Source organism: Streptomyces sp. NPDC051109, from assembly GCF_044455885.1.
GTDB lineage: Bacteria > Actinomycetota > Actinomycetes > Streptomycetales > Streptomycetaceae > Streptomyces.
The window spans coordinates 1-20,103 of sequence record NZ_JBITFF010000030.1; the positions used below are offsets into that span (position 1 = coordinate 1).

Below are 20,103 nucleotides of genomic sequence, written 5' to 3' on the forward strand. Positions count from 1 at the left end.
GAAGGCCATCGCGAAGCGACGCGACCGCAGGGAGCGCCCTTGACGGACCGACCCGACACGGAAGGACAGTGGACTGACGGGACGCCCCCGGACACACCACCGACCCCGACCGGCCGGGATCCCGACCTCCTCGCCCCCGCTCGCGTTCCTGGTGCCCCAGGCGCACCCTGGAGGCAGGGTGACCCCCTGGAGGTGATGCACCATGCCCACACTCGTCGGGTGGCACGTGGAGCTCGAATTCACCGAGGAAGGCCACCGCACCAGCGCGGCGGCCATGGTCAGGCTCGGTGACGGCTCCGAGATCAGGGCGCGTGGCTACGCCATGCGCCACCCCTCCGACCCGGAGCAGCTGCGGGTCGGGGAAGAGATCGCCGGCGCTCGCGCGCTGATGGATCTCGCGTCCCAGATGTTGCAGAAGGCCCACTCGGAGATCGACGAGGCGACGGGCCGACACTCCTACCCGATCAGCTAGTGACCCACTGAGCGAGGTGGGACCACGCTGGGAGAAAGAGCGAGGGAGAGCGAGCGAGGGGCCGTGAGGGACTTTCGAGTCCCTCACGGCCCCTCGCAGGGCCAGAGCGGCCACCTCCGCGCAGGCGCCGCCCCCGTCGCCGCTGTAGCTCGACTTGCGCCGTCCGACCGCGACCTCGCTCCCGGACGACGAAGCTGAGGGTCGGGGGACCGGGCGCGCCAGGTCCAGGCGCCGGCCGCCTTCGCTGACGCTGCCGCTGGGCTCTCCCGGCGCTCCGTACGGCGGGCGGCCTGCACCTCGATCTCCTCGGCGACGAGCCCGGGTACGGCATGCGGCACCCGAAGAGCGCGCGGACGTACGCCTCCGACTGCAGGAGGCCCCGTACGACCCGACCGGGTGTCGAACCGGAAATCGCAGCGGCCTCCCGCTCGTGGTCCATGTACTCCTCCGCCCACGGCGGGGTCACGTCCACCGACGGCGTCCACCGACGGCGTCCACCGACGGCGTCCACCGCCGGCATCTGGTCCCGGGACGGCGGCCGGGGCCTGCTCGTCGGCGAGGCGGGTTGCCGATCTCTGGGGCGTGAGCCGGTGCATGCCTGGCAAGGTGGTGTGGTGCGAGTTTCGAACTCACCTTGCTGACATGCACAGTTGGGGGAAATGTGCTCACGTACCAGGAAGTGATGACCACGAACTTCGGCCTGCTCGCCACGGCGGCGAGCGCGTGGGACGCGATGGCCGGTGAACTGAAGAAGGTCGAGGACCGGTACGCCGCGAGCGTCCAGAAGGTCACCATGGGCCCGTCCGTCGGCCAGAACTGGCTCGGTCTCAGCGCCGGGGTCGCGCAGAACAACTTCGCCACCACCCGGCGCGAGTACGCCGCCGCCCAGACCGAGGCGAAGGCGGTCGCCGCGCTCCTGCGCGACGCCCACGCCGGTTTCGTGGACCTGAAGAAGAAGGTGGAGTCGGCCCGCAAGGACGCCGTCGACGCCGGTATGGCGGTGTCCACGGCGGGCCGGGCCAGCTTCGACTTCACCCGGGTCGAGGACCCCGCCCAGGCGCGCGTCCTGCGCCGCGACCCCGGGATGCGGGAGGCCGAGGACTCGTGGACCGCGCACATCGCGGAGGCGGTGCGCGCGGTGGACGAGTTCGACAAGGCCATCAGGCAGGCGCTCCAGGCCGTGGTGGTCGACTCCAACCCCTTCGACGGCACCATGGGCGGCTTCAACGCCACCGCCAAGCCGGTGATCCCGCCGACCGGATCGGCGCGCAGCGAGCAGAAGTTCACCGAGGCCGAGAAGTGGATCTTCGACGAGATGAAGCGGAACGTGGACTCCGACACCGTCCACCAGCTTCAGACCCTGCTGCGCGAGCCGCACTGGTACGACTTCGGGCGCGACTACGGCGGCGACATCAACGCGGCGCTCGTGATGTGGGGCCTGAAGGTGGCGCCCGGCCAGGACTGGGACCACAAGCCCCAGCTCCAGCAGCACTTCGACCTCCAGACGAAGAACGACTACTTCTTCAAGCAGCCGGGCCAGAACCGGGAGGTGTTCTACGACATCTACTCCAACATCCACTACGGGTACATCGGCCGGGCCGCCGGATTCGACCCGGACACCCTCATCAAGGGCGCCTCGCTGGGGGAGACGCTGCTGACGGGTGACGACGACGAGGGCGATCAGATCACCATGAGGATCGGAATGGACCTGTACGACAAGTACGGCAAGGACATGACGGAAGACCAGCTCAAGCAGGGGATCGAGGACGCCATGGACCGGATGGAGCAGGCGAAGCGGGAGGGCAAGGACGTCCCGCAGATCAGGAGCACCCCGTGACGCGCGGGCAGCTGGGCTGTGTGGTCGCCCCGCTGGCCGGGGTGGGGACGGGCGTGCTCGGGGCGGTGTTGCTGGGTGCCGCCTGGCGGGCCTGCGACGTCGGGGTGAACGGGGCCGCCAACGGCCTCGCCCTGCTCTTCTACGGGGCGCTGCTCGCCCTCCTCGCGACGGCCTGGTGGGGCGTGCTCGTCGCGTACGTCGGCCGCTGGAACCTGGCCGCCGCCCTCATCGGCGGCCTGGCCGGCGCGGCGGTCATGGTCTGGGTCTTCGTGGCCCTCCTCCAGGTCCCCGACGGCTACCGCTGCTAGAGCCTGATCAAAAGGAGAGGCCGACGTACCGGCTGCCACCGATCAGCAGGGCCACGACCAGGAGGTTCAGTGCCGTGCCCGCGTAGACCAGCACGCTGGACGGGCCACGGAACAGGAACAGGCCGCGGACGAGGCCGAAGAGGGCCATGAGCAGCGAGACGACCCCCATGGCGAGCGCGATGGTGAGCGACACCGGGAGATCGAGCATGACCACGAGCCAGGCGAGGAGCAGGAAGACCGTGAACTGGGGCAGCCCGAGCATGAAGACCAGCCACGCGCTCGAACGGTAGGGCCGGTACGCGGGCATCGGCGGGATCACCACCACCTGGGGCGCCGTGGGGGCCACGGGTGCCGGTGGTCCCCAGGGCGGGGCCGGGGGCCCCTGGAAGGGGATCTGGTTCGCCGTCACCGAGCCCAGGCCGATCGAACCCGTCGTGGCGGTGGATCCCGCGGTGCTTGCGGCGGGCGGCACTCCGTACGCCGCCACGGCCGCCGCTCCGCCCAGCAGCTGCTCCAGCAGGTCGTTCAGGGTGTCCCCGAACGCCGGGTCGCGGGAGATCTCGTCCGCGACCACCGGTACGGCGATGGCGGTGGAGGCGTCACCCGGCTCGTCGCGGAGCTTCGTCAGCACCGCGGTGCCCAGCGCGCCGCTGCGCAGCCTGTCCTCCACGTGGACCCGTATCCGCGCCTGGAGGGCGGACTGCGCCTGCGTGCCGCCACCGGCGCCGGTCAGCACTCTCAGCGCGGCGCGCGCCAGTGGTAAACCGTGCCCACCCTGTGATCCGTTCACGATCGGCCTCCCCTGCCGTCAGTACGGGAAGGCCGATCGTACGGAGCAGTGCGCCCCGCGAACAGGGTCAGAGGCGCTCGGGCGTGCGGATGCCCAGCAGGGACATGCCCTTCGTGAGCGTGCGGGCGGTCAGGTCGCACAGGAACAGGCGGTTCTCGCCGACGACGAGCTCCGGCTCCGGCTTGATGACGGGGCACTGGTCGTAGAACGTCGTGAACAGGGAGGACAGCTGGTAGAGGTACGCGGCCAGCTTGTGCGGGGCGTGCTCCGCGGCCGCCTCGGCGATCAGCTCGCCGAAGCCGTCCAGGTGCAGGCCCAGCGCGCGCTCGGCCGGGGCCAGCTCCAGCTCCGGGTGCGCCAGCGGGGTGCGCTCGCCCGCCTCGGCCGCCTTGCGCAGGATCGACTTGATCCGGGCGTACGCGTACTGGAGGTACACGGACGTGTCGCCGTTCAGCGAGACCATCTGGTCCAGGTCGAACTTGTAGTCGCGCGAGGGGGAGGTGGAGAGGTCCGCGTACTTGACCGCGCCGATGCCGACGTACCGGCCGTTCTCGACGATCTCCTCCTCCGACAGGCCGACCTTCTCCGCCTTCTCGCGGACGACCGCCGTGGCCCGGTCCACCGCCTCGTCGAGCAGGTCGACCAGCCGGACCGTCTCGCCCTCACGGGTCTTGAACGGCTTGCCGTCCTTGCCGAGTACCGTGCCGAAGGCCAGCTGCACGGCCTTGACCTCGTCGTTCAGCCAGCCCGCGCGGCGGGCCGTCTCGAAGACCATCTTGAAGTGCAGCGACTGGCGGGCGTCGACCACGTAGATGAGGGTGTCCGCCTTCAGGTTGCCCACGCGGTCCCGGATCGCCGACAGGTCGGTCGCGGCGTAGCCGAAGCCGCCGTCCGACTTCTGGACGATCAGCGGGGTCGGGTTGCCGTCCGGGCCCTTGTACTCGTCGAAGAACACGCACAGCGCGCCGTTGGAGCGGACGGCGACGCCCGACGCCTCCAGCAGCTCGCACGTCTCGACCAGCATGTCGTTGTAGCCGGACTCGCCGACGACGTCCGGGTCCTGGATGTCCATGTCCAGCTTGTCGAAGACGGAGTAGAAGTAGATCTTCGACTCGTCGACGAACCGCTGCCACATCGCGAGGGTCTGCTCGTCGCCCGCCTGCAGGTCGACCACGCGGGCCCGGGCACGCGTCTTGAACTCCTCGTCCGAGTCGAACAGCGCGCGCGAGGCCTTGTAGAGGCGGTTGAGGTTGGACATGGCCTCCTCGCCGGAGGCCTCGATGTCCGCGTCCGCGTCCGCCGACTTGTGGTCCAGCTCGTGCGGGTGCTCGATCAGGTACTGGATGAGCATGCCGAACTGGGTGCCCCAGTCGCCGATGTGGTGGCGCCGGACCACCTTCTCGCCCGTGAACTCCAGGATCTCGACCATCGCGGCGCCGATCACGGCGGACCGCAGGTGGCCGACGTGCATCTCCTTCGCGACGTTCGGCTGCGCGTAGTCGATGACCGTCGTGCCCGCGTCCGCGGCGTACGGGACGCCGAGGCGGTCGTCGCCGGCGCGGGCGGCGAGCGTCTCGATGATCGCCCGGTCGGAGACGGTGATGTTGAGGAAGCCGGGGCCCGAGACCTCGATGTCCTTGATCAGGTCACCGGTGGGGATGGACCCGACCACGGTCGTCGCCAGCTCGCGCGGATTGGCCTTGGCCTTCTTCGCGAGCGCCAGGATGCCGTTGGCCTGGAAGTCGGCCCGGTCGCTTCGTCGCAGCAGCGGGTCGGCGCCACCGGCCTCCGGCAGGGCCGAGGCGAGGGCGTCCGCGACGCGCTGATTGACGGAAGAAGCGAGGGAAGGGACCGAGGCCATGAGCTGCCGTTCCTGTGAGGTCGTGCCTGAGGGTGCACTTGGTTGTTCCGACAAGCCCCGAGTATCCCACGTGGGGCCGTCTCGTTTCCCGAGATGAAGGGGGCCCGCGGGCAACCCCGGAGTGTCCCGCTCCGTCTGGGAGAATGGCTGACAGCCAGCATTCGAGATAGAAGGACGTGTCGTGGCTCAGAGCGCCCAGAGCAGCACCGAGACCGACTGGGTCTCCCGTTTCGCGGACGAGGTCATCGCCGAGGCGGAGCGCCGAGCCCCGGGTAAAGCCGTCGTCGTCGCGTCCGGACTCTCCCCCTCCGGCCCGATCCACCTGGGCAACCTCCGCGAGGTCATGACCCCGCACCTGGTCGCCGACGAGATCCGCCGCCGCGGCATCGAGGTCCGCCACCTCATCTCCTGGGACGACTACGACCGCTACCGCAAGGTCCCGGCCGGCGTCCCCGGCATCGACGAGTCCTGGGCGCAGCACATCGGCAAGCCGCTGACGTCCGTGCCCGCCCCGGCCGGTTCCGCGTACCCGAACTGGGCCGAGCACTTCAAGGCCGCCTTCGTCGAGGCCCTGGCCGAGATGGGCGTCGAGTACGACCCGATCAGCCAGACCGAGCAGTACACCTCCGGCGCGTACCGCGAGCAGGTCCTGTTCGCGATGAAGCACCGCGGCGACATCGACGCGGTGCTCGCCCAGTACCGCACCAAGCAGAAGCCGGGCGGCAAGAAGCCCCAGCAGAAGCAGGTCGACGAGGCCGAGCTGGAGGCCGCCGAGGGCTCGGGCGCGGCCGCCGAGGACGACGGCAGCGCCGGCGAGAGCGGGTACTTCCCGTACAAGCCGTACTGCGGCCGGTGCGGCAAGGACTTCACCAAGGTCACCTCGTACAACGACGAGACGACCGAGATGACGTACGTCTGCACCGAGGACGAGTACACCGAGACGGTCAAGCTCAGCGAGTTCAACCGCGGCAAGCTGGTCTGGAAGGTCGACTGGCCGATGCGCTGGGCCTTCGAGGGCGTGATCTTCGAGCCCTCGGGCGTCGACCACTCCTCGCCCGGCTCGTCCTTCCAGGTCGGCGGCCAGATCGTGCACATCTTCGGCGGCGAGCAGCCGATCGGACCCATGTACGCGTTCGTCGGCATCAGCGGCATGGCCAAGATGTCGTCCAGCAAGGGCGGGGTCCCCACCCCGGCCGACGCGCTGAAGATCATGGAGCCGCAGCTGCTGCGCTGGCTGTACGCGCGCCGCCGCCCCAACCAGTCCTTCAAGATCGCCTTCGACCAGGAGATCCAGCGGCTCTACGACGAGTGGGACAAGCTGGAGTCCAAGGTCGCCGACGGCTCCGTGCTGCCGGCCGACGCCGCGGCGCACACCCGTGCCGTGCGCGTCGCCTCGCACGAGCTGCCGCGCACCCCGCGGCCGCTGCCCTACCGCACGCTCGCGTCGGTCGCGGACATCACCGCCGGGCACGACGAGCAGACCCTGCGGATCCTGGCCGACCTGGACCCGTCGCAGCCGCTGACCTCCCTGGACGAGGTACGGCCGCGGCTGGACCGCGCCGAGAACTGGATCACCACCCAGGTCCCGGCCGACCAGCGGACGCTGGTGCGCGAGGACGCCGACACCGAGCTGCTGGCGTCCCTGGACGCCGAGGGCCGCGAGTCGCTGCGGCTGCTGCTGGACGGGCTCGACTCGCACTGGTCGCTCGACGGGCTGACCACGCTCGTGTACGGCGTGCCGAAGGTGATGGCGGGGCTGGAGCCGGACGCGAAGCCGACGCCGGAGCTGAAGGTCGCGCAGCGCACGTTCTTCGCGCTGCTGTACCGGCTGCTCGTGACCCGGGAGACCGGTCCGCGCCTGCCCACCCTGCTGCTGGCGGTGGGGGCGGAGCGGGTGCGCAAGCTGCTGGCCGCCTGAGCCGTTCCGCTCCGCAGGTACGCGGAAGGGCCCGCACCCCTCGGGGTGCGGGCCCTTCCGCTTGCTGCGTCCCTCGCGCTGCCTGCCGTGCGCTGCCTCGGGCGGTGTCCGCTAGGCGATGTGCTCGCTCTCCAGCTCGCGCTGGTAGCGCAGCTTCAGGCCCGGCATCAGCTTGCGGATCATCGAGGAACTGCGCGGGTGGTCGATCCCGTGGCGGTCCGAGAGGTGTATGTCCACCTGCTCCGGGGTCGGGAAGTCCGAGTGCTCGTCGAGGTACGACCGGAACACCTCGTAGGCCGCCTCGTTGAACTTGGCCTGGTCGAAGCCGGCCTCGGCGTCGGCCTTGGCGTCGGCATCGGCCTCGGCGCCTTCGGCGGTCGCCGGCGGTACGGGGAGCTGCCCCTGCTGCGGAACCTCCTCGTCCGGGCCGGTCGGGGGCATGACCGGGGTCGGCTCCAGGCCCTCGACGTACTGGGGGTTGTACCCGCCCTCGTACGCGGCCTGCGGGGCCAGGGGCGCGGCGAACCAGGCGCTGTCGTGTGCGGCGGGCATGGCCGTCGGGTCGACCGCGAAGGGCGGCGGGGTGTGGCCCTGGGGGGCTGCGCCCCTGGCTTCCCCGTCCCGAACGTGGGGCTCCGCGCCGGCGGCGTACGCGGCGGCCGCCGCTTGCGGCGCGCCCTGCCCCGCCGGCCCCCCGGCTCCACCGGGCAGACCCGGCAGACCCGGCAGACCCGGCTGTCCCGGGATGCCCGCGGCCGCTCCGGCCAGGCCGGGCTGGCCCGCTGCGCCCGGCTGTCCGGGGATGCCCGCGGCCGCCCCGGCCACGCCCGGCCGACCCGCCTGGCCCGGAAGGCCGGCGGCTTGCGCGTCCCGGCCCGCCTCCAGGGCCGGAGCGGGCGGCGCCGACACCGCCGCACCCGTCGCGATGGCCGCGGCCGCCGGAGGCAGCAGGATCGGGTCGATGCCCGCCGCCGCCAGGCCCTCCGGGGCCGTCTGGGACAGCGGAACGCCGATGCGGGCGAGGCGGAGCGGCATCAGGGCCTCCACCGGGGCCTTGCGGCGCCATGCGCGCCCGTACCGGGCCTGAAGCCGCGCCTGGTATATCAGCCGGTCCTGCTCCATGCCGACGGCCTGCTCGTAGGAGCGCAGCTCCCACAGCTTCATCCGGCGCCACAGCTTGAACGTCGGGAGGGGGGAGAGCAGCCACCGCGTGATGCGGACGCCCTCCATGTGCCGGTCCGCGGTGATGTCCGCGATCCGGCCCACCGCGTGCCGGGCCGCCTCCACCGTGACCACGAACAGGATCGGGATCACGGCGTGCATGCCCACGCCCAGCGGGTCCGGCCACGCCGCAGCCCCGTTGAACGCGATCGTCGCCGCGGTCAGCAGCCACGCCGTCTGGCGCAGCAGCGGGAACGGGATCCGGATCCACGTCAGGAGCAGGTCCAGCGCCAGCAGTACGCAGATGCCCATGTCGATGCCGATCGGGAACACCAGCGAGAAGTTCCCGAAACCCTTCTGCAGGGCGAGCGCGCGCACCGCGGCGTACGAACCGGCGAAACCGATCCCCGCGATGACCACGGCTCCTGCGACCACGACGCCGATGAGTATCCGGTGCGTACGAGTCAGCTGCATCGCGGCCACCCGCGATCCCCTCCCCTTGTCGAGCTACGGCAGGCACAGCGTACGGGTGACCGCACAGGTGACTGAATGTCAGCCTCCTGTTAAGCGCCCGCCACGCCGCCCGGACCCGCCTGCGCCTACTGCGCGGAGGGAGAAGCCTGCTGTTCAGGCTGCTGCGAGGGCTGCTGCTGCTGGTTGGCGGCCGCGACCGAGGCCACCGTCTCCTTCGCCGCGGCGATCGCGTTCTCCAGCAGCTTGGCCTGATCCGGAGCGCCGGCGCCCTCGTACGCCGCACCGTTGTAGTCGAGCGTGATCACCACGTTCTGCGAGCGCGCCACGATCGTCGTGTTGAAGAAGTCCACGTCCTTCTTCACGCCGTACACGACCGACGACGCCTGGTCGCCGATCCCGCCCGCCTGCTCGACCTTCACGTTCTGCGCGCCCTCGGCCGCCTTCGCGGTCGCGACCTGCTTGTTGAACTGGTCCTCGGCGCGCTTGTTCGCACCGCCGAGCGAGGAGTGCGACTCGTAGCGGACCAGGGAGATCGACAGCCAGCGGTACTGCGAGCCCTTCAGCCCGTCCTCGTCCAGGCCGTTCCAGGAGCAGCTGGCGCGGGAGGCCAGGTCGTTCGACTTGGTGGCGGTGCCGTTCTTGTCCTTCGCCTCCGGGACGAGGGTGTCGACGGTCTTCGCCTGGATCGACTTGCACGGGTCGGGCAGCGTCGCGAACGCCGCCTTCTCCAGCGCGGCCGAGGCCTTGCCGCTCGGCTTGGCGGAGGAGGACGCGCCGGGCTTCTTGTCGCCGCCCGAAGCGGAGTCCTTGCCCGAGTCGGACGAGCAGCCGGCGACGGTGAGGATCACCGGGACGGCTGCGCAGGCGAGAACGCGAGTGAGGCGCGAGGCAGATCGGTGCATGGTTCCTTCAGTCAGTACGTTGTGGGGCGCGTTCTGTGGACGCGGTGCGGGCTCGGTTCGGGCTCGGTTCGGGTTCGGCGGGCGGGCGCGGGGCCCGAACAACGGTAGCCCGACCCGGCGCGCGCCTGCTGTGCGCGCCGTCACGCCGAGCCCCGCGCGCCCCCTCTCACTCGTTGAAACGCTCGACGAGGGCCTGGGTCAACTGCCGTGCCTTGTCCTGGGTTTCGGGGCTCGACGGCACCGTCCCGGGCAGCGCGGGCTGCACGCTGTACTCGACCGTGACGATGACGTTCGAGGTGCGGAACACAATCCGCACGGTCCGTGCCTGCGCCGCGCTCGCACCGGCCGCGCTCAGTTTGTCCTCGATGTACGCCTCGGTCCCGAGCCCTTCGAGCACGCGGGACCCGAGCTCGGGCGGCGGCGCGGAAGGACTCCCGGCCCCGGGGGAGGGCGACTGCCCGGCGGGCGGCGGGGGAGTGCTGGCGACGGGGGCGCCGGAGCTCGCAGCCGTACTCGGCGTGGGGCTCGTGGTGGGACCGGGGAACGGCAGGTGCGCGTCCGTCAGCCGGCGCACATACACCTGGTGCGCCTTGTCGTCGTCGCTGGTGAGCGTCCGGTCGTACGAGACCACGCGCTCGAAGCCCACCGACAGCAGCCGGGTCTCCTCGGGCGTCTGCGCCGTCCAGCGGCAGCCGACGTGCCGGTCGCCGTCGTAGGAGGTGTCCGCGACCCCCGCGTACAGCTGGGCGCGCTGCTCGTCGGTGAGGCTGTCCCCGGTCGGGAGCATGGCCTTGAGGCGCTTGCCGTCGGCGGCCTTGCAGGGCGCGGGCAGGCTGCGGTACTTGCCGGCCGGCGCGGGCGCGGGGCTGCTGTCGCCCGCCTTGGAGTCGGTGTCGGACCCGTCGCCGCTGCCGCTGGTGCACCCGGTCAGGCCGGTCAGGCCGGCCGTGAGTGCGGTGAGCATCGCGATGCCCGGCAGGACCCGCCGTCGTTGCCGTACCGCCTTGCGCTGCACGTCCACTGGCTCCCTTCGACCGGCCGGCGTCCCGGCGGTCAGGAAAATGCGTTGCCGCGCTTTGGACGCGGATGAACACAATGTCTATCGCACACGCTGGTGCCGGCGCCGGTCCCCTGTCTGGTTTGGGACCAAGAGCGAGGTTTTTGCTTATTCGGGGGATTCAAGTCGTATGTCGTATGTAGAGGTGCCGGGAGCGAAGGTCCCGATCCGGATGTGGGCCGACCCCGCGTCGGTCGAGGCGAGCGCGATGCAGCAGCTGCACAACGTCTCCGGCCTTCCCTGGATCAAGGGCCTGGCGGTCATGCCGGACGTCCACTACGGCAAGGGCGCCACGGTCGGCTCGGTGATCGCGATGAAGGACGCGGTGTGCCCGGCGGCGGTGGGGGTGGACATCGGCTGCGGCATGTCGGCGGTCAAGACCTCTCTGACGGCGAACGACCTCCCGGGGGACCTGTCCCCCCTCCGCTCGAAGATCGAGCGCGCCATCCCGGTGGGCGCGGGCATGCACCGTGACCCGGTGGACCCGGACCGGCTGTACGGCTTCCCGGTGAAGGGGTACGGGGGGCTGTGGGAGCGGTTCGACTACATCGCGGATGCGGTGAAGTTCCGGCGGGACCGGGCGATGCGACAAATGGGAAGCCTTGGCCAAGGCAATCACTTTTGTGAAGTCTGCATCGATGAATCCGGTTCGGTGTGGCTCATGCTGCACTCGGGCTCGCGGAACATCGGCAACGAGCTGGCCGACTTCCACATCAACGTGGCCCGCGGGCTCTCGCACAACCAGAACCTGGTCGACCGGGACCTCGCGGTCTTCCTCGCGGCGACGCCCGAGATGGAGGCGTACCGCAACGACCTCTTCTGGGCCCAGGAGTACGCCAAGTACAACCGCGCCGTGATGATGAGCCTGTTCAAGGAGGTCATCCGCCGCGAGTTCCGGAAGGCGAAGGTCTCCTTCGACCAAGAGATCAGCTGCCACCACAACTACGTGGCGGAGGAGCGGTACGAGGGCATGGACCTGCTGGTCACCCGCAAGGGCGCGATCCGCGCCGGCAGCGGCGACTACGGGATCATCCCGGGTTCCATGGGGACGGGCTCGTACATCGTGAAGGGCCTCGGCAACGAGAAGTCGTTCAACTCGGCCTCGCACGGCGCGGGCCGGAAGATGAGCCGGACGGCAGCGAAGAAGCGCTTCTCGGCGCGCGACCTGGCGGATCAGACCAAGGGCGTCGAGTGCCGCAAGGACTCGGGCGTGGTCGACGAGATCCCGGGCGCGTACAAGTCGATCGAGCAGGTCATCGACCAGCAGACGGACCTCGTCCAGGTCGTGGCCAAGCTCAAGCAGGTCATCTGCATCAAGGGCTGAACCCTGGGTGCAGGTGTCGGGGGAATGGAGGGGCCCGGACCGAACTCGGTCCGGGCCCCTCCGTGTGCCCCCTGCCCGCCGGAGGGCTCCCGGGGACAGGGGGGCGGGTGCGGCGTACGCTCGGCGTGAGGGGGACTCGCGGCGGGCAGGGCCCGACGGGACCTCGGGAGGATCCATGGCCGCGCTCGGTGAGCTGATCGGGATCGACGACCGGACCGTGCTGGTCCTCGGCCAGGAACTGGACGTCGAGCGAGGTCAGCCGGACGTCGGCAACGCCCTGGTCCACCGGGCCGGCGACACCCTGGTGGTCGTGGACACCGGCGTCACCGCGGCCTTCCGCGCGGCCCTGCGGGAGGCGATGGACCGGGTCGGTCCCTGGTCCCGCGCGCTGTTCCTGACCACGCACGGCCACCCCGACCACGTCGCCAACAACGACCTGGCCGACGAGCTGGGCGTGCCGGTCGAGCACTGCGTACCCGCCCCCGACCTCGACCAGATGCGGGACCCGGACTCGTACTGGGTGCGGTCCTTCGAGCGCATCGCCGGGGCCGCGCCACTGCCCCCTCCCGCACTGGCCGGCCCCCGCCTGGTGTCGCTCTTCCAGCCGTACCGGCCCTTCGGCGCCACGACCCGGACCTACGAGGAGCGGCCCCTGGAGCGGATCCGGATCGGCTCGGCGCGCTTCACCGGCTGGACCTTCGCCCACGGCGCGGTCCGCGTGCTGCGCAGCCAGGGCCACTGCGCCGGGCACGTGATCGTGCACCTGAGGGACAGCGGCGTCCTCCACCTGTCCGACGAGGCCAACGGAGCCTGCGGTGCGATGGCCGACGCCGACCAGCTCAAGATCCAGAGCGTGCTCGGCGCCGTCGCCCTCCTCTTCGAGGAGGGGGAAGCCGCGTTCCTCACCGACGGGCACACCTTCGCCGTGCGCCGTGGCGCCGAGACCGTGGTGCCGTATCTGGACGGCCTGCTGGAGCAGGCCGCCGCCCTGCAGGCGGCGGCGCTGGAGCTGGCCGGGGGGGACGGCCCGGTCCGGCCGGGCGAGTTCACCGCCCGGTACGCGGAGGCCTGCGCCGAACTGGGCGCCGGCGGGGCCAACCCGAGCGTGATGTTCACCGCGATGATGGCGGTCAACCAGCTCCGCGAGCTCGGGCTGCGGCCGGAGTCCGCCGAGGCCGACGCCCCCTGGTCCCGCCCCGCGCTCCACGATCGCCCGCCGGGGGCCAGGCCCTCTGCGGGGTGACCGGGGGATTGACGGGGCGGGGGGCGGCTGGAGGTCGGCGGCGGTTACAGGTCGCGGTGGACCTTCGTGTTCGAGGCCTGGGCGCGGGGGCGGACCACCAGGAGGTCGATGTTGACGTGGCTGGGCCGGGTCACGGCCCAGGTGATGGTGTCGGCCACGTCGTCGGCGGTCAGGGGGGCCGCGACGCCCGCGTAGACCTTCTCGGCCTTCTCGGCGTCGCCGCGGAAGCGGGTCTTCGCGAACTCCTCGGTCTTCACCATGCCCGGGGCGATCTCGATGACGCGGACCGGCTGGCCGACGATCTCGAGGCGGAGGGTCTCGGCCAGGACGCGGGCGCCGTTCTTGGCGGCGACGTAGCCGGCGCCGCCCTCGTACGTGGCGTGGCCCGCGGTGGAGGACAGGACCACGACCGTGCCGTCCCCGGAGGCGATGAGGGCGGGGAGGAGGGCCTGGGTGAGGTTGAGGGTGCCGATGACGTTGACCTCGTACATGGTGCGCCAGTCGGCGGGGTCGCCGGTGGCGACGGGCTCGGCTCCGATGGCGCCGCCGGCGTTGTTGACCAGGACGTCGCAGCGGTCGAGGGAGGCGGCGAAGGCGTCGACGGCGGGCCGGTCGGTGACGTCGAGGGCGTGGGCGGCGGCCGAGTGGCCGGCCGCCGTCAGCTCGGCGGCGAGGGCCTCGATGCGGTCCTTGCGGCGGGCGGTGAGGACGACGTGGTAGCCGGCGTCGGCGAGCTGACGGGCGGTGGCCGCGCCGATGCCGCTGCTCGCGCCGGTGACTACGGCGGTCCGGGTGGCGGCCGTGCTCATGTGCGGGCTCCTCAGTCGTTCGGTCGTTCGTACGGGCGAATACCCGCCAGCATAGGCGGGGCTCAGCGGCCGCGCGGGGCGTACATGATCACCGCCATGCCGGCGAGGCAGACGAGGGCGCCCACGACGTCCCAGCGGTCGGGGCGGTAGCCGTCGGCGACCATGCCCCACACGAGGGAGCCGGCGACGAAGACCCCGCCGTACGCGGCGAGGACGCGGGCGAAGTCGCCCTGGGGCTGGAGGGTGGCGACGAAGCCGTAGAGGCCGAGGGCGATGACCCCGGCGCCGATCCAGGCCCAGCCCTTGTGCTCGCGCACGCCCTGCCAGACGAGCCAGGCACCGCCGATCTCCAGGACGGCGGCGAGTGCGAACAGGGCGACGGAGCGGGCGATCAGCATGGCCCGCAGCGTACGCAGGCGGGCCGCGTGGCCGGATCGCCGCCCGCCGGTTGGGCGAGGGCTCGCCCTCGTTCGTGTGATGGTCCGACCGGGCGGGGGCGGTGCTGGCTAGCCTCCGCGCGTGGAGGTGGTGGCGGTGCGCCGTGGTGCCGTACGGAGTGTGGTGGTGGCGGGCTTGCTGGTGCTCGGGGTCTCCGGGATGTCGGGGACGGAGGCGGGCGCAGCCGCCCGCAGCGGTCCCGAGGCCGACGTGGCGTACCACGGGCGGGTGTTCCTGTCGCAGGGGCGGCTGAGGGTGTGGGTGGTGCCGCAGAACGAGGGTCCGGCCGCGCTGCCCAACGCGACGCTGCGGGTGCGGCTGTCGGCGGAGCTCGCGGACCGGCAGGAGCTGGCGCAGGGCTGTGCGCGGGCGGGGCTGCGCGAGGTGGTGTGCGAGACGGGCGCGCTGCCGCTGCACGGCAGCGGCCGGCACATCGGGCTGCTGCTGGATCTGAAGCAGCCGGTGACGGAGGTGGTGGTCCGGATCGACACGTGGTGGAACGGCGGGGCGTCCGACCGCGACCTGTCCAACAACCAGCTAGCGGTGCTGGCGCTGGACACGGGCGACTCCTACGCCTTCTGACGCCCGACGGCCCGAAGGGCCTACGGGGTGGCCACGCCGCCGAACTCCTCGACCGCTTCGCTGACGATCCGCTCCAGCCGGGCGTGGTGGGCGCCGCGCCAGTAGACGCGCTCGCACGCCGTGCACTGCGCGAAGACGTCGTACGAGCGGTGCGTCCCGCTTTCGAGGCGGTCGCCGACGCTGTCCTTGTCGGCCTCGCGGAGCGACCCGTTGCACGCGGTGCAGCGGGTCCACGGGGCGAGGGCGGGCGCGAACCGGCCGAGGACGTCCCGCAGTTGCTCGTCGGGGTTGTCGCTGTAGACGTACGCGCCCGCGAACAGCTCGCGGCGGCGCAGCAGTCCGCGGTCGCGGGAGAGCAGGACGCGCTGCTCGGCGGCGGAGCGGGTGGCGAGGGCGGGGTCGCCGATGTCCTCGTTCTCGTACGCGGTGTCCACGCCGAGCAGGCGCATGCGGCGGGCGAGCGTGCCGAGGTGGACGTCGAGCAGGAAGCGCAGCGGGGCGCCCTCGATCTGCTGCGGGCGCTCGACGCCGAAGACCTCCACGTGCTGCCCGGCCCGCGGCACGTACGAGACGGGCACCTCGTGGCCGTCGACGAGGAGCCGGCCGACCTCGGTGAGCGGGACGCCGGCCGATTCGACGACGTGGCCGAGGCTGGAGGCGCCGTCGGTCGTGGTCGGTACGCGCGTGCCGCGCCGGGCGGGTGCGGCGAACACGTGCAGTTCGGTGGCGAGGGTGAGGGTGATGGCTGGTCCGTTCACGGGGCCAGCATGCCACTGCCGGACGCGACCCCGCGGCGGAATTACGAGCGGAATTTCGGGGGGACGCGGGCGGGACCGCGGGCCGCGGCCGGGACCGTCGGGGGCCCGGAGGGTTTTCATACTTGTGGCATGAGCAGATTCGCAGAAGTCATCGTGCTGGCACGGAGGGCGGAGGAGGTGATGGAGCCGCTGACCCGCCCCGACGAGGACCGGGAGTGGCACCAGTGCTTCACCCGGGTCGACGACTGGATGTTCGCGGGGCAGCGCGGTCGGTCCGAGAGTTGCTATGCCTGGGTCGTCCAGTTCATCCGCCACAACTGGACGGGGCTGATGGCCCACCTGGAATCGCTGCCGTGGCCCGACCCGTGGTCGGTCCAGGTCATGGTGCGCGACGAGGACGACGACTGCTTCGGGCTGTGGATGCTCTACGACGGAAAGCTGGTCGAGGTGCCGCTGCCCCACACCCGGCGGGATCCCTTCTCCGCCAGCCTCAGCGGCGTGCTCACCCGTACGGACCGGCCCCGCGGCTGAGAAGACGAGGGGCGCGGTGGCGGGGTGAGTGGGGGTCAGGGGGTCGCCGTCGTCCTGTCGTGGTGCTCGCGGTGGGCGTTGACCGCGTCGAAGTGGTTCTCGGCCCACTGCTTCACGGAGGTGAGGAGGCAGGCCAGGCTGCTGCCGAGGCCGGTGAGGCGGTAGTCGACGCGGACGGGGACGGTGGGTGTGACGGTGCGGGTGACGAGGCCGTCGCGTTCGAGGGAGCGCAGGGTCTGGGTGAGCATCTTCTGGCTGACGCCGGGGATCTTGCGGCCGAGGTCGCTGTAGCGCATGGAGTTGTCCTCGGCTTCGGCGAGCGCCGCGACGATGAGGCCGACCCACTTGTCGCTGATGCGGGCCAGGAGCTGGCTGGTGGGGCACTCCTTGAGGAAGGCGTCGTAGGCGTGGCGGGCCTCTTCGCGGCGGGTCGCGGCGGTACGGGTGGCCATGGGACGCCCCACTTCCGGGTCGGGTACGCACCTTCGAGTACGTACTTACGAAAGGAGAGTACCTCTCCCTAGGTTAGTGCTCAGCGGAACGCAGAAACGAGCGGACGAACCGCACCGCACCGCGCCGCACCGAACCAACCGAACCGGGGAGACATCATGAGCGAGAACGCGCAGACCGTACGGACCATGCAGGCGGCCGTCGTGAACGGCTTCGGCGGGCCTGAGCAGGTGGAGATCGTGCGGGTGCCGATCCCGCGGCCGGCCGCCGGCCAGGTCCGCATCCGGGTCGCTGCGGCCGGGGTGAACCCGGTGGACGGCGCGGTCCGCGCCGGCGTCTTCGGCGGCGCCGGGACGCGGCTCGGGCTCGGCTGGGACGTGGCGGGCGAGATCGACGAGGTCGGCGCCGGGGTCACCGGCTGGTCGGCGGGGCAGCGGGTGGTCGGACTGCACTACGGGCCGGTCAAGCCGCTGGGCACGCACGCGGAGTACGCGGTGCTCGACGCCTCGGCGGTGGCGGCCGCTCCGGCCGCCGTGGACGCCGCGGCCGCCGCCGCACTGCCGCTGAGCGGGCTGACGGCCGCGCGGGCGGTGGGGCTGCTGGGGCTGGCTCCGGGCTCCTCGGTACTGGTCACGGGGGCCGCGGGCGTGGTCGGCGGGCTCGCGGTGCAGCTCGCGGTACGGGCGGGACTCGTGGTGACGGCCCTGGCGGGGGAGTCGGACGAGGAGTTCGTACGGTCGCTGGGCGCGACCGCGTTCGTCCCGCGCGGCTCGGCTCCGGCCGCTCCGGTGGACGGAGTCGTGGACGCCGCCGTACTGGGGGAGCAGGCGCTGGGCTTCGTCCGCGACGGCGGGGTCTACGTGGGCCTGCGCCCGCACGCCGGCCCGGCCGCGGAGCGGGGTATCCGGGTGGTGGAGCAGGAGGTCGCGGCGGACGGCGCGCACCTGGCGGAGCTGGTGGCCCTGGTGGACGCGGGCGCCCTGACCCTGCGGGTCTCGGAGGCCATCCCGCTGGCGGACGCGGTGAAGGCGCACGCCCGTCTGGCGGAGCCGGGCACCCGCGGCCGCCTGGTCCTGACGACCACCCGATGACCGCCCGAGGGGCCCGAGGGCACCCGCCCCCGGCGCCCGAGGGGCCCGAGGGCACCCGCCCCCGGCCCCCCGCCGGCCCCGGTGAAGAACGGCTTCGTCACCGTCGACGAGCCGCTCTTCCCGTACGACCTGCGAAGGGGCCGGCCGGCTCCGTCACTCCCGAGCGGTTCGCCGCCCAGGCCGTGCGACCGGGGATGACGCCGCTCGCGATCACCCCGGCTTGTGATCATCCCCGGCGCGGCTACGGGCACTCGCCGGGCGCCATGGCCACGCTGGGTGGCGGGATCACCATCCACCGAGCCGGAGGCGTAGATGAACCCGCAGAACCCGCAGAACCCGAAGAACCCGATGGACCAGCCCGTACCCACGTTCACGACCGCCGAGACCGGCGCACTGCACGACGTGCTGCACGAGATCGTCGCCGACGGCGCCGCACCGGGGGGTGTGGTCGTCTGCGGTACGAGGCGTGCCGGCGGTACGGAGGCCGGCGGCCGCGCCGTCCTCTCGGCCGGGGTCGTGTCCCCGTTCACCGGCCCCGGCACGCCCGACGAGCACACCGTCTACGACATCGCGTCCCTGACGAAGGTCACCGCCACCTGGCCGCTCGTCGGCCGCGCCCTCGACGCGGGCCTGCTCGACCTCGACGCGCCCGTACGGGAGTTCCTGCCGCCGATGGACGGCGCGATGCCGAGCGGGGAGGCGACCGTACGGCAGCTGCTCTCGCACACCTCCGGCCTGCGGGCCGCCACCCGCTTCGACCTCTACGACCTGACCGCGCGTCCCCTGCACGAGCTGATCTGCCACGAGCTCATGGAGAACCTCCCCGGCGTCCACCGCTACATCAACCGCGGCTACATCCTGCTCGGCCTGGCCCTCGCCCATGTCCACGGCCGGCCGCTGGACGCCCTCGCCCGCGACATGTGGGCGGAGCTGGGCATGCACGACACCGCGTACGGCCCGGTCAGGCAGGAGCCCCGCGTCGCGCCGACCGAGCGGCAGGAAGGCCACGACCGGCTCTGGGGCGCCGTCCACGACGACAACGCGGCGATCATGGGCGGCGTCGCCGGGCACGCCGGGGTCTTCGCGCCGGCGGCCGACCTCGCCACGTACGCCGAGCACCTGCTCGCCGGGCGCGAGAGCCCCCTCGGCCAGTGGTTCCGGATGAGCCTCGTCCCCCAGGCGGAGATCGAGCCCGGCCTGCAGCGCGGCCTGGGCTGGATCCTCGGCGCCGGCGGGACGGTGGCCTACCACCACGGATTCACCGGAACGAGTCTCCACCTCGCCCCCGCCACCGGCCGGTACGTGGTCATCGTCACCAACGCCGTCCACAACGGCGCCGCCGCGCGCATCCGGATCACTCCCCTGCGGGAGCTCGCCCACAAGTTCCTGGCCGCGGGATGAGCGGTGCGCGGAGGGTCAGGGCCAGACCAGGCAGTACGGCTGGTGCCCCGCCTCGTGCAGCCGGTGGCTGAAGTCCTGCCACTCGTGGAGCAGCTGGTAGACGTTGAAGGCGTCGCGCGGCCCGCCCCGGTCCGGGACCGTGGACCAGATGAACGCGGCCGCGCCGACCGACTCCTCGCCGATGCCGCGCAGCGGGTCGACCACCGTCATCGGGAGCTTGACGACCGCGTAGTCGGGGTGGAGCACGACCAGCTCCAGCGGGGGCACCTTGTGCAGGGGTATGCCCTCGATGCCGGTCAGGACCATCGCGGCCACCGTCTCCGGCTTGATCTTGGTGAAGAGGCCGCCCATGCCGAGCTCGTCGCCGCCGAGCTCCTCCGGCCGCATCGTGACCGGGACCCGGGCGGCCGTCGCGCCGTCGGGCGCGCCGAAGTACTTGTACGTCACGCCCATGCCGCGGCCCTTGGGCAGGCCGTCGGGGGATTCCAGCGGGCCCGGTACCGGATCGGCCGCGTCCGCGGCCCGGCGCCGGTGCTTGCCTCGGCGGCGGGCTTCGCGCGCCTCGCGGGCGCGCTGCGGGTCGAGGCCGTCCGTACCCTCGCCCGGTCCACCACCGCGTTGCATATCTCCACCCGACTGGTCTTGCCTGCCCCGGCCCCGCGGCCCCCGCCACGCAGCCTGATCATCATGGCAGTG

20 protein-coding genes and 1 pseudogene are annotated in these 20,103 nt (G+C 72.0%); 10 read left to right on the forward strand and 11 right to left on the reverse strand.

What is annotated here, in order from left to right; genetic code table 11:
- The first annotated feature begins 202 nt into the window (after positions 1-202).
- On the forward strand, positions 203-472 hold the full coding sequence (locus ACIBAD_RS33765) for a DUF1876 domain-containing protein (protein WP_134072273.1): 270 nt from the start codon (positions 203-205) through the stop codon (positions 470-472).
- A 238-nt stretch (positions 473-710) separates the two neighbouring features.
- Here the strand turns inward: ACIBAD_RS33765 and ACIBAD_RS33770 are convergent.
- Positions 711-992: pseudogene (locus ACIBAD_RS33770) on the reverse strand (Scr1 family TA system antitoxin-like transcriptional regulator); the annotation flags it as partial.
- Positions 993-1,154: 162 nt separating this feature from the next.
- Here ACIBAD_RS33770 and ACIBAD_RS33775 point away from each other — a divergent pair.
- Positions 1,155-2,309: a polymorphic toxin type 44 domain-containing protein gene (locus tag ACIBAD_RS33775; RefSeq protein WP_398910611.1), complete on the forward strand. Its 1,155-nt coding sequence runs from the start codon at positions 1,155-1,157 to the stop codon at positions 2,307-2,309.
- On the forward strand, positions 2,306-2,617 hold the full coding sequence (locus ACIBAD_RS33780; RefSeq protein ID WP_134072267.1) for a hypothetical protein: 312 nt from the start codon (positions 2,306-2,308) through the stop codon (positions 2,615-2,617). Before ACIBAD_RS33775 ends, ACIBAD_RS33780 begins: the two co-directional genes overlap by 4 nt.
- 7 nt (positions 2,618-2,624) lie before the next feature.
- Here the strand turns inward: ACIBAD_RS33780 and ACIBAD_RS33785 are convergent, their stop codons facing one another.
- Positions 2,625-3,353 carry a hypothetical protein gene (locus tag ACIBAD_RS33785; RefSeq protein ID WP_398910613.1) on the reverse strand — a complete coding sequence of 243 codons (729 nt, stop codon included), beginning with the start codon at positions 3,351-3,353 and terminating at the stop codon, positions 2,625-2,627.
- A 121-nt stretch (positions 3,354-3,474) separates the two neighbouring features.
- Complete coding sequence (argS, locus tag ACIBAD_RS33790; protein WP_134072263.1) at positions 3,475-5,268, reverse strand: arginine--tRNA ligase; 1,794 nt, start codon at positions 5,266-5,268, stop codon at positions 3,475-3,477.
- A 181-nt stretch (positions 5,269-5,449) separates the two neighbouring features.
- Between argS and lysS the strand changes: the two genes are divergently transcribed.
- Positions 5,450-7,186: a lysine--tRNA ligase gene (gene lysS, locus ACIBAD_RS33795; RefSeq protein WP_134072261.1), complete on the forward strand. Its 1,737-nt coding sequence runs from the start codon at positions 5,450-5,452 to the stop codon at positions 7,184-7,186.
- A 111-nt stretch (positions 7,187-7,297) separates the two neighbouring features.
- On the opposite strand, the gene ACIBAD_RS33800 is transcribed toward lysS, so the two are convergent.
- The 3 genes from ACIBAD_RS33800 to ACIBAD_RS33810 all read right to left on the reverse strand — a co-directional run bounded on the left by ACIBAD_RS33800 (position 7,298) and on the right by ACIBAD_RS33810 (position 10,738).
- Complete coding sequence (locus ACIBAD_RS33800; protein ID WP_398910616.1) at positions 7,298-8,830, reverse strand: DUF2637 domain-containing protein; 1,533 nt, start codon at positions 8,828-8,830, stop codon at positions 7,298-7,300.
- Positions 8,831-8,946: 116 nt separating this feature from the next.
- Positions 8,947-9,723, reverse strand: a complete 777-nt coding sequence (locus ACIBAD_RS33805; RefSeq protein ID WP_398910618.1) for a DUF3558 family protein — start codon at positions 9,721-9,723, stop codon at positions 8,947-8,949.
- Positions 9,724-9,889: 166 nt separating this feature from the next.
- A complete protein-coding gene (locus tag ACIBAD_RS33810; protein WP_398910620.1) occupies positions 9,890-10,738 on the reverse strand; it encodes a DUF3558 domain-containing protein in 849 nt (282 codons plus the stop codon).
- Positions 10,739-10,910: 172 nt separating this feature from the next.
- Between ACIBAD_RS33810 and ACIBAD_RS33815 the strand changes: the two genes are divergently transcribed.
- Both ACIBAD_RS33815 and ACIBAD_RS33820 read left to right on the forward strand, forming a co-directional pair.
- Positions 10,911-12,104: an RtcB family protein gene (locus ACIBAD_RS33815; protein ID WP_398910622.1), complete on the forward strand. Its 1,194-nt coding sequence runs from the start codon at positions 10,911-10,913 to the stop codon at positions 12,102-12,104.
- A 175-nt stretch (positions 12,105-12,279) separates the two neighbouring features.
- Positions 12,280-13,347, forward strand: a complete 1,068-nt coding sequence (locus ACIBAD_RS33820) for an MBL fold metallo-hydrolase (protein ID WP_398910624.1) — start codon at positions 12,280-12,282, stop codon at positions 13,345-13,347.
- Positions 13,348-13,391: 44 nt separating this feature from the next.
- On the opposite strand, the gene ACIBAD_RS33825 is transcribed toward ACIBAD_RS33820, so the two are convergent.
- Together ACIBAD_RS33825 and ACIBAD_RS33830 are read right to left on the reverse strand one after the other, a co-directional pair.
- Positions 13,392-14,156 carry an SDR family oxidoreductase gene (locus tag ACIBAD_RS33825; RefSeq protein ID WP_134072253.1) on the reverse strand — a complete coding sequence of 255 codons (765 nt, stop codon included), beginning with the start codon at positions 14,154-14,156 and terminating at the stop codon, positions 13,392-13,394.
- A 62-nt stretch (positions 14,157-14,218) separates the two neighbouring features.
- Positions 14,219-14,554 (reverse strand): YnfA family protein, encoded by a 336-nt coding sequence (locus ACIBAD_RS33830; RefSeq protein WP_134072251.1) that lies wholly within the window; start codon positions 14,552-14,554, stop codon positions 14,219-14,221.
- A 121-nt stretch (positions 14,555-14,675) separates the two neighbouring features.
- Here ACIBAD_RS33830 and ACIBAD_RS33835 point away from each other — a divergent pair, with 121 nt between their 5' ends.
- Positions 14,676-15,176, forward strand: a complete 501-nt coding sequence (locus tag ACIBAD_RS33835) for a hypothetical protein (protein WP_134072248.1) — start codon at positions 14,676-14,678, stop codon at positions 15,174-15,176.
- Positions 15,177-15,196: 20 nt separating this feature from the next.
- On the opposite strand, the gene ACIBAD_RS33840 is transcribed toward ACIBAD_RS33835, so the two are convergent.
- Positions 15,197-15,934 (reverse strand): Mut7-C RNAse domain-containing protein, encoded by a 738-nt coding sequence (locus ACIBAD_RS33840; RefSeq protein ID WP_134072246.1) that lies wholly within the window; start codon positions 15,932-15,934, stop codon positions 15,197-15,199.
- Between the two features lie 129 nt (positions 15,935-16,063).
- On the opposite strand from ACIBAD_RS33840, the gene ACIBAD_RS33845 reads away from it, so the two are divergent.
- Positions 16,064-16,465 (forward strand): hypothetical protein, encoded by a 402-nt coding sequence (locus ACIBAD_RS33845; RefSeq protein WP_134072244.1) that lies wholly within the window; start codon positions 16,064-16,066, stop codon positions 16,463-16,465.
- A gap of 35 nt (positions 16,466-16,500) precedes the next feature.
- Here the strand turns inward: ACIBAD_RS33845 and ACIBAD_RS33850 are convergent, their stop codons facing one another.
- Positions 16,501-16,917, reverse strand: a complete 417-nt coding sequence (locus ACIBAD_RS33850) for a helix-turn-helix domain-containing protein (protein WP_134072241.1) — start codon at positions 16,915-16,917, stop codon at positions 16,501-16,503.
- A 186-nt stretch (positions 16,918-17,103) separates the two neighbouring features.
- Here ACIBAD_RS33850 and ACIBAD_RS33855 point away from each other — a divergent pair, with 186 nt between their 5' ends.
- Together ACIBAD_RS33855 and ACIBAD_RS33860 are read left to right on the forward strand one after the other, a co-directional pair.
- Positions 17,104-18,006, forward strand: coding sequence for an NADP-dependent oxidoreductase (locus ACIBAD_RS33855; RefSeq protein WP_398910677.1), 903 nt, complete (start codon positions 17,104-17,106; stop codon positions 18,004-18,006).
- Positions 18,007-18,318: 312 nt separating this feature from the next.
- Entirely contained in the window at positions 18,319-19,407 is a 1,089-nt protein-coding gene (locus ACIBAD_RS33860; RefSeq protein ID WP_398910628.1) for a serine hydrolase domain-containing protein, read from the forward strand.
- 15 nt (positions 19,408-19,422) lie between these two features.
- On the opposite strand, the gene ACIBAD_RS33865 is transcribed toward ACIBAD_RS33860, so the two are convergent.
- Positions 19,423-19,860 (reverse strand): hypothetical protein, encoded by a 438-nt coding sequence (locus ACIBAD_RS33865; RefSeq protein WP_030161262.1) that lies wholly within the window; start codon positions 19,858-19,860, stop codon positions 19,423-19,425.
- Positions 19,861-20,103: the final 243 nt, after the last annotated feature.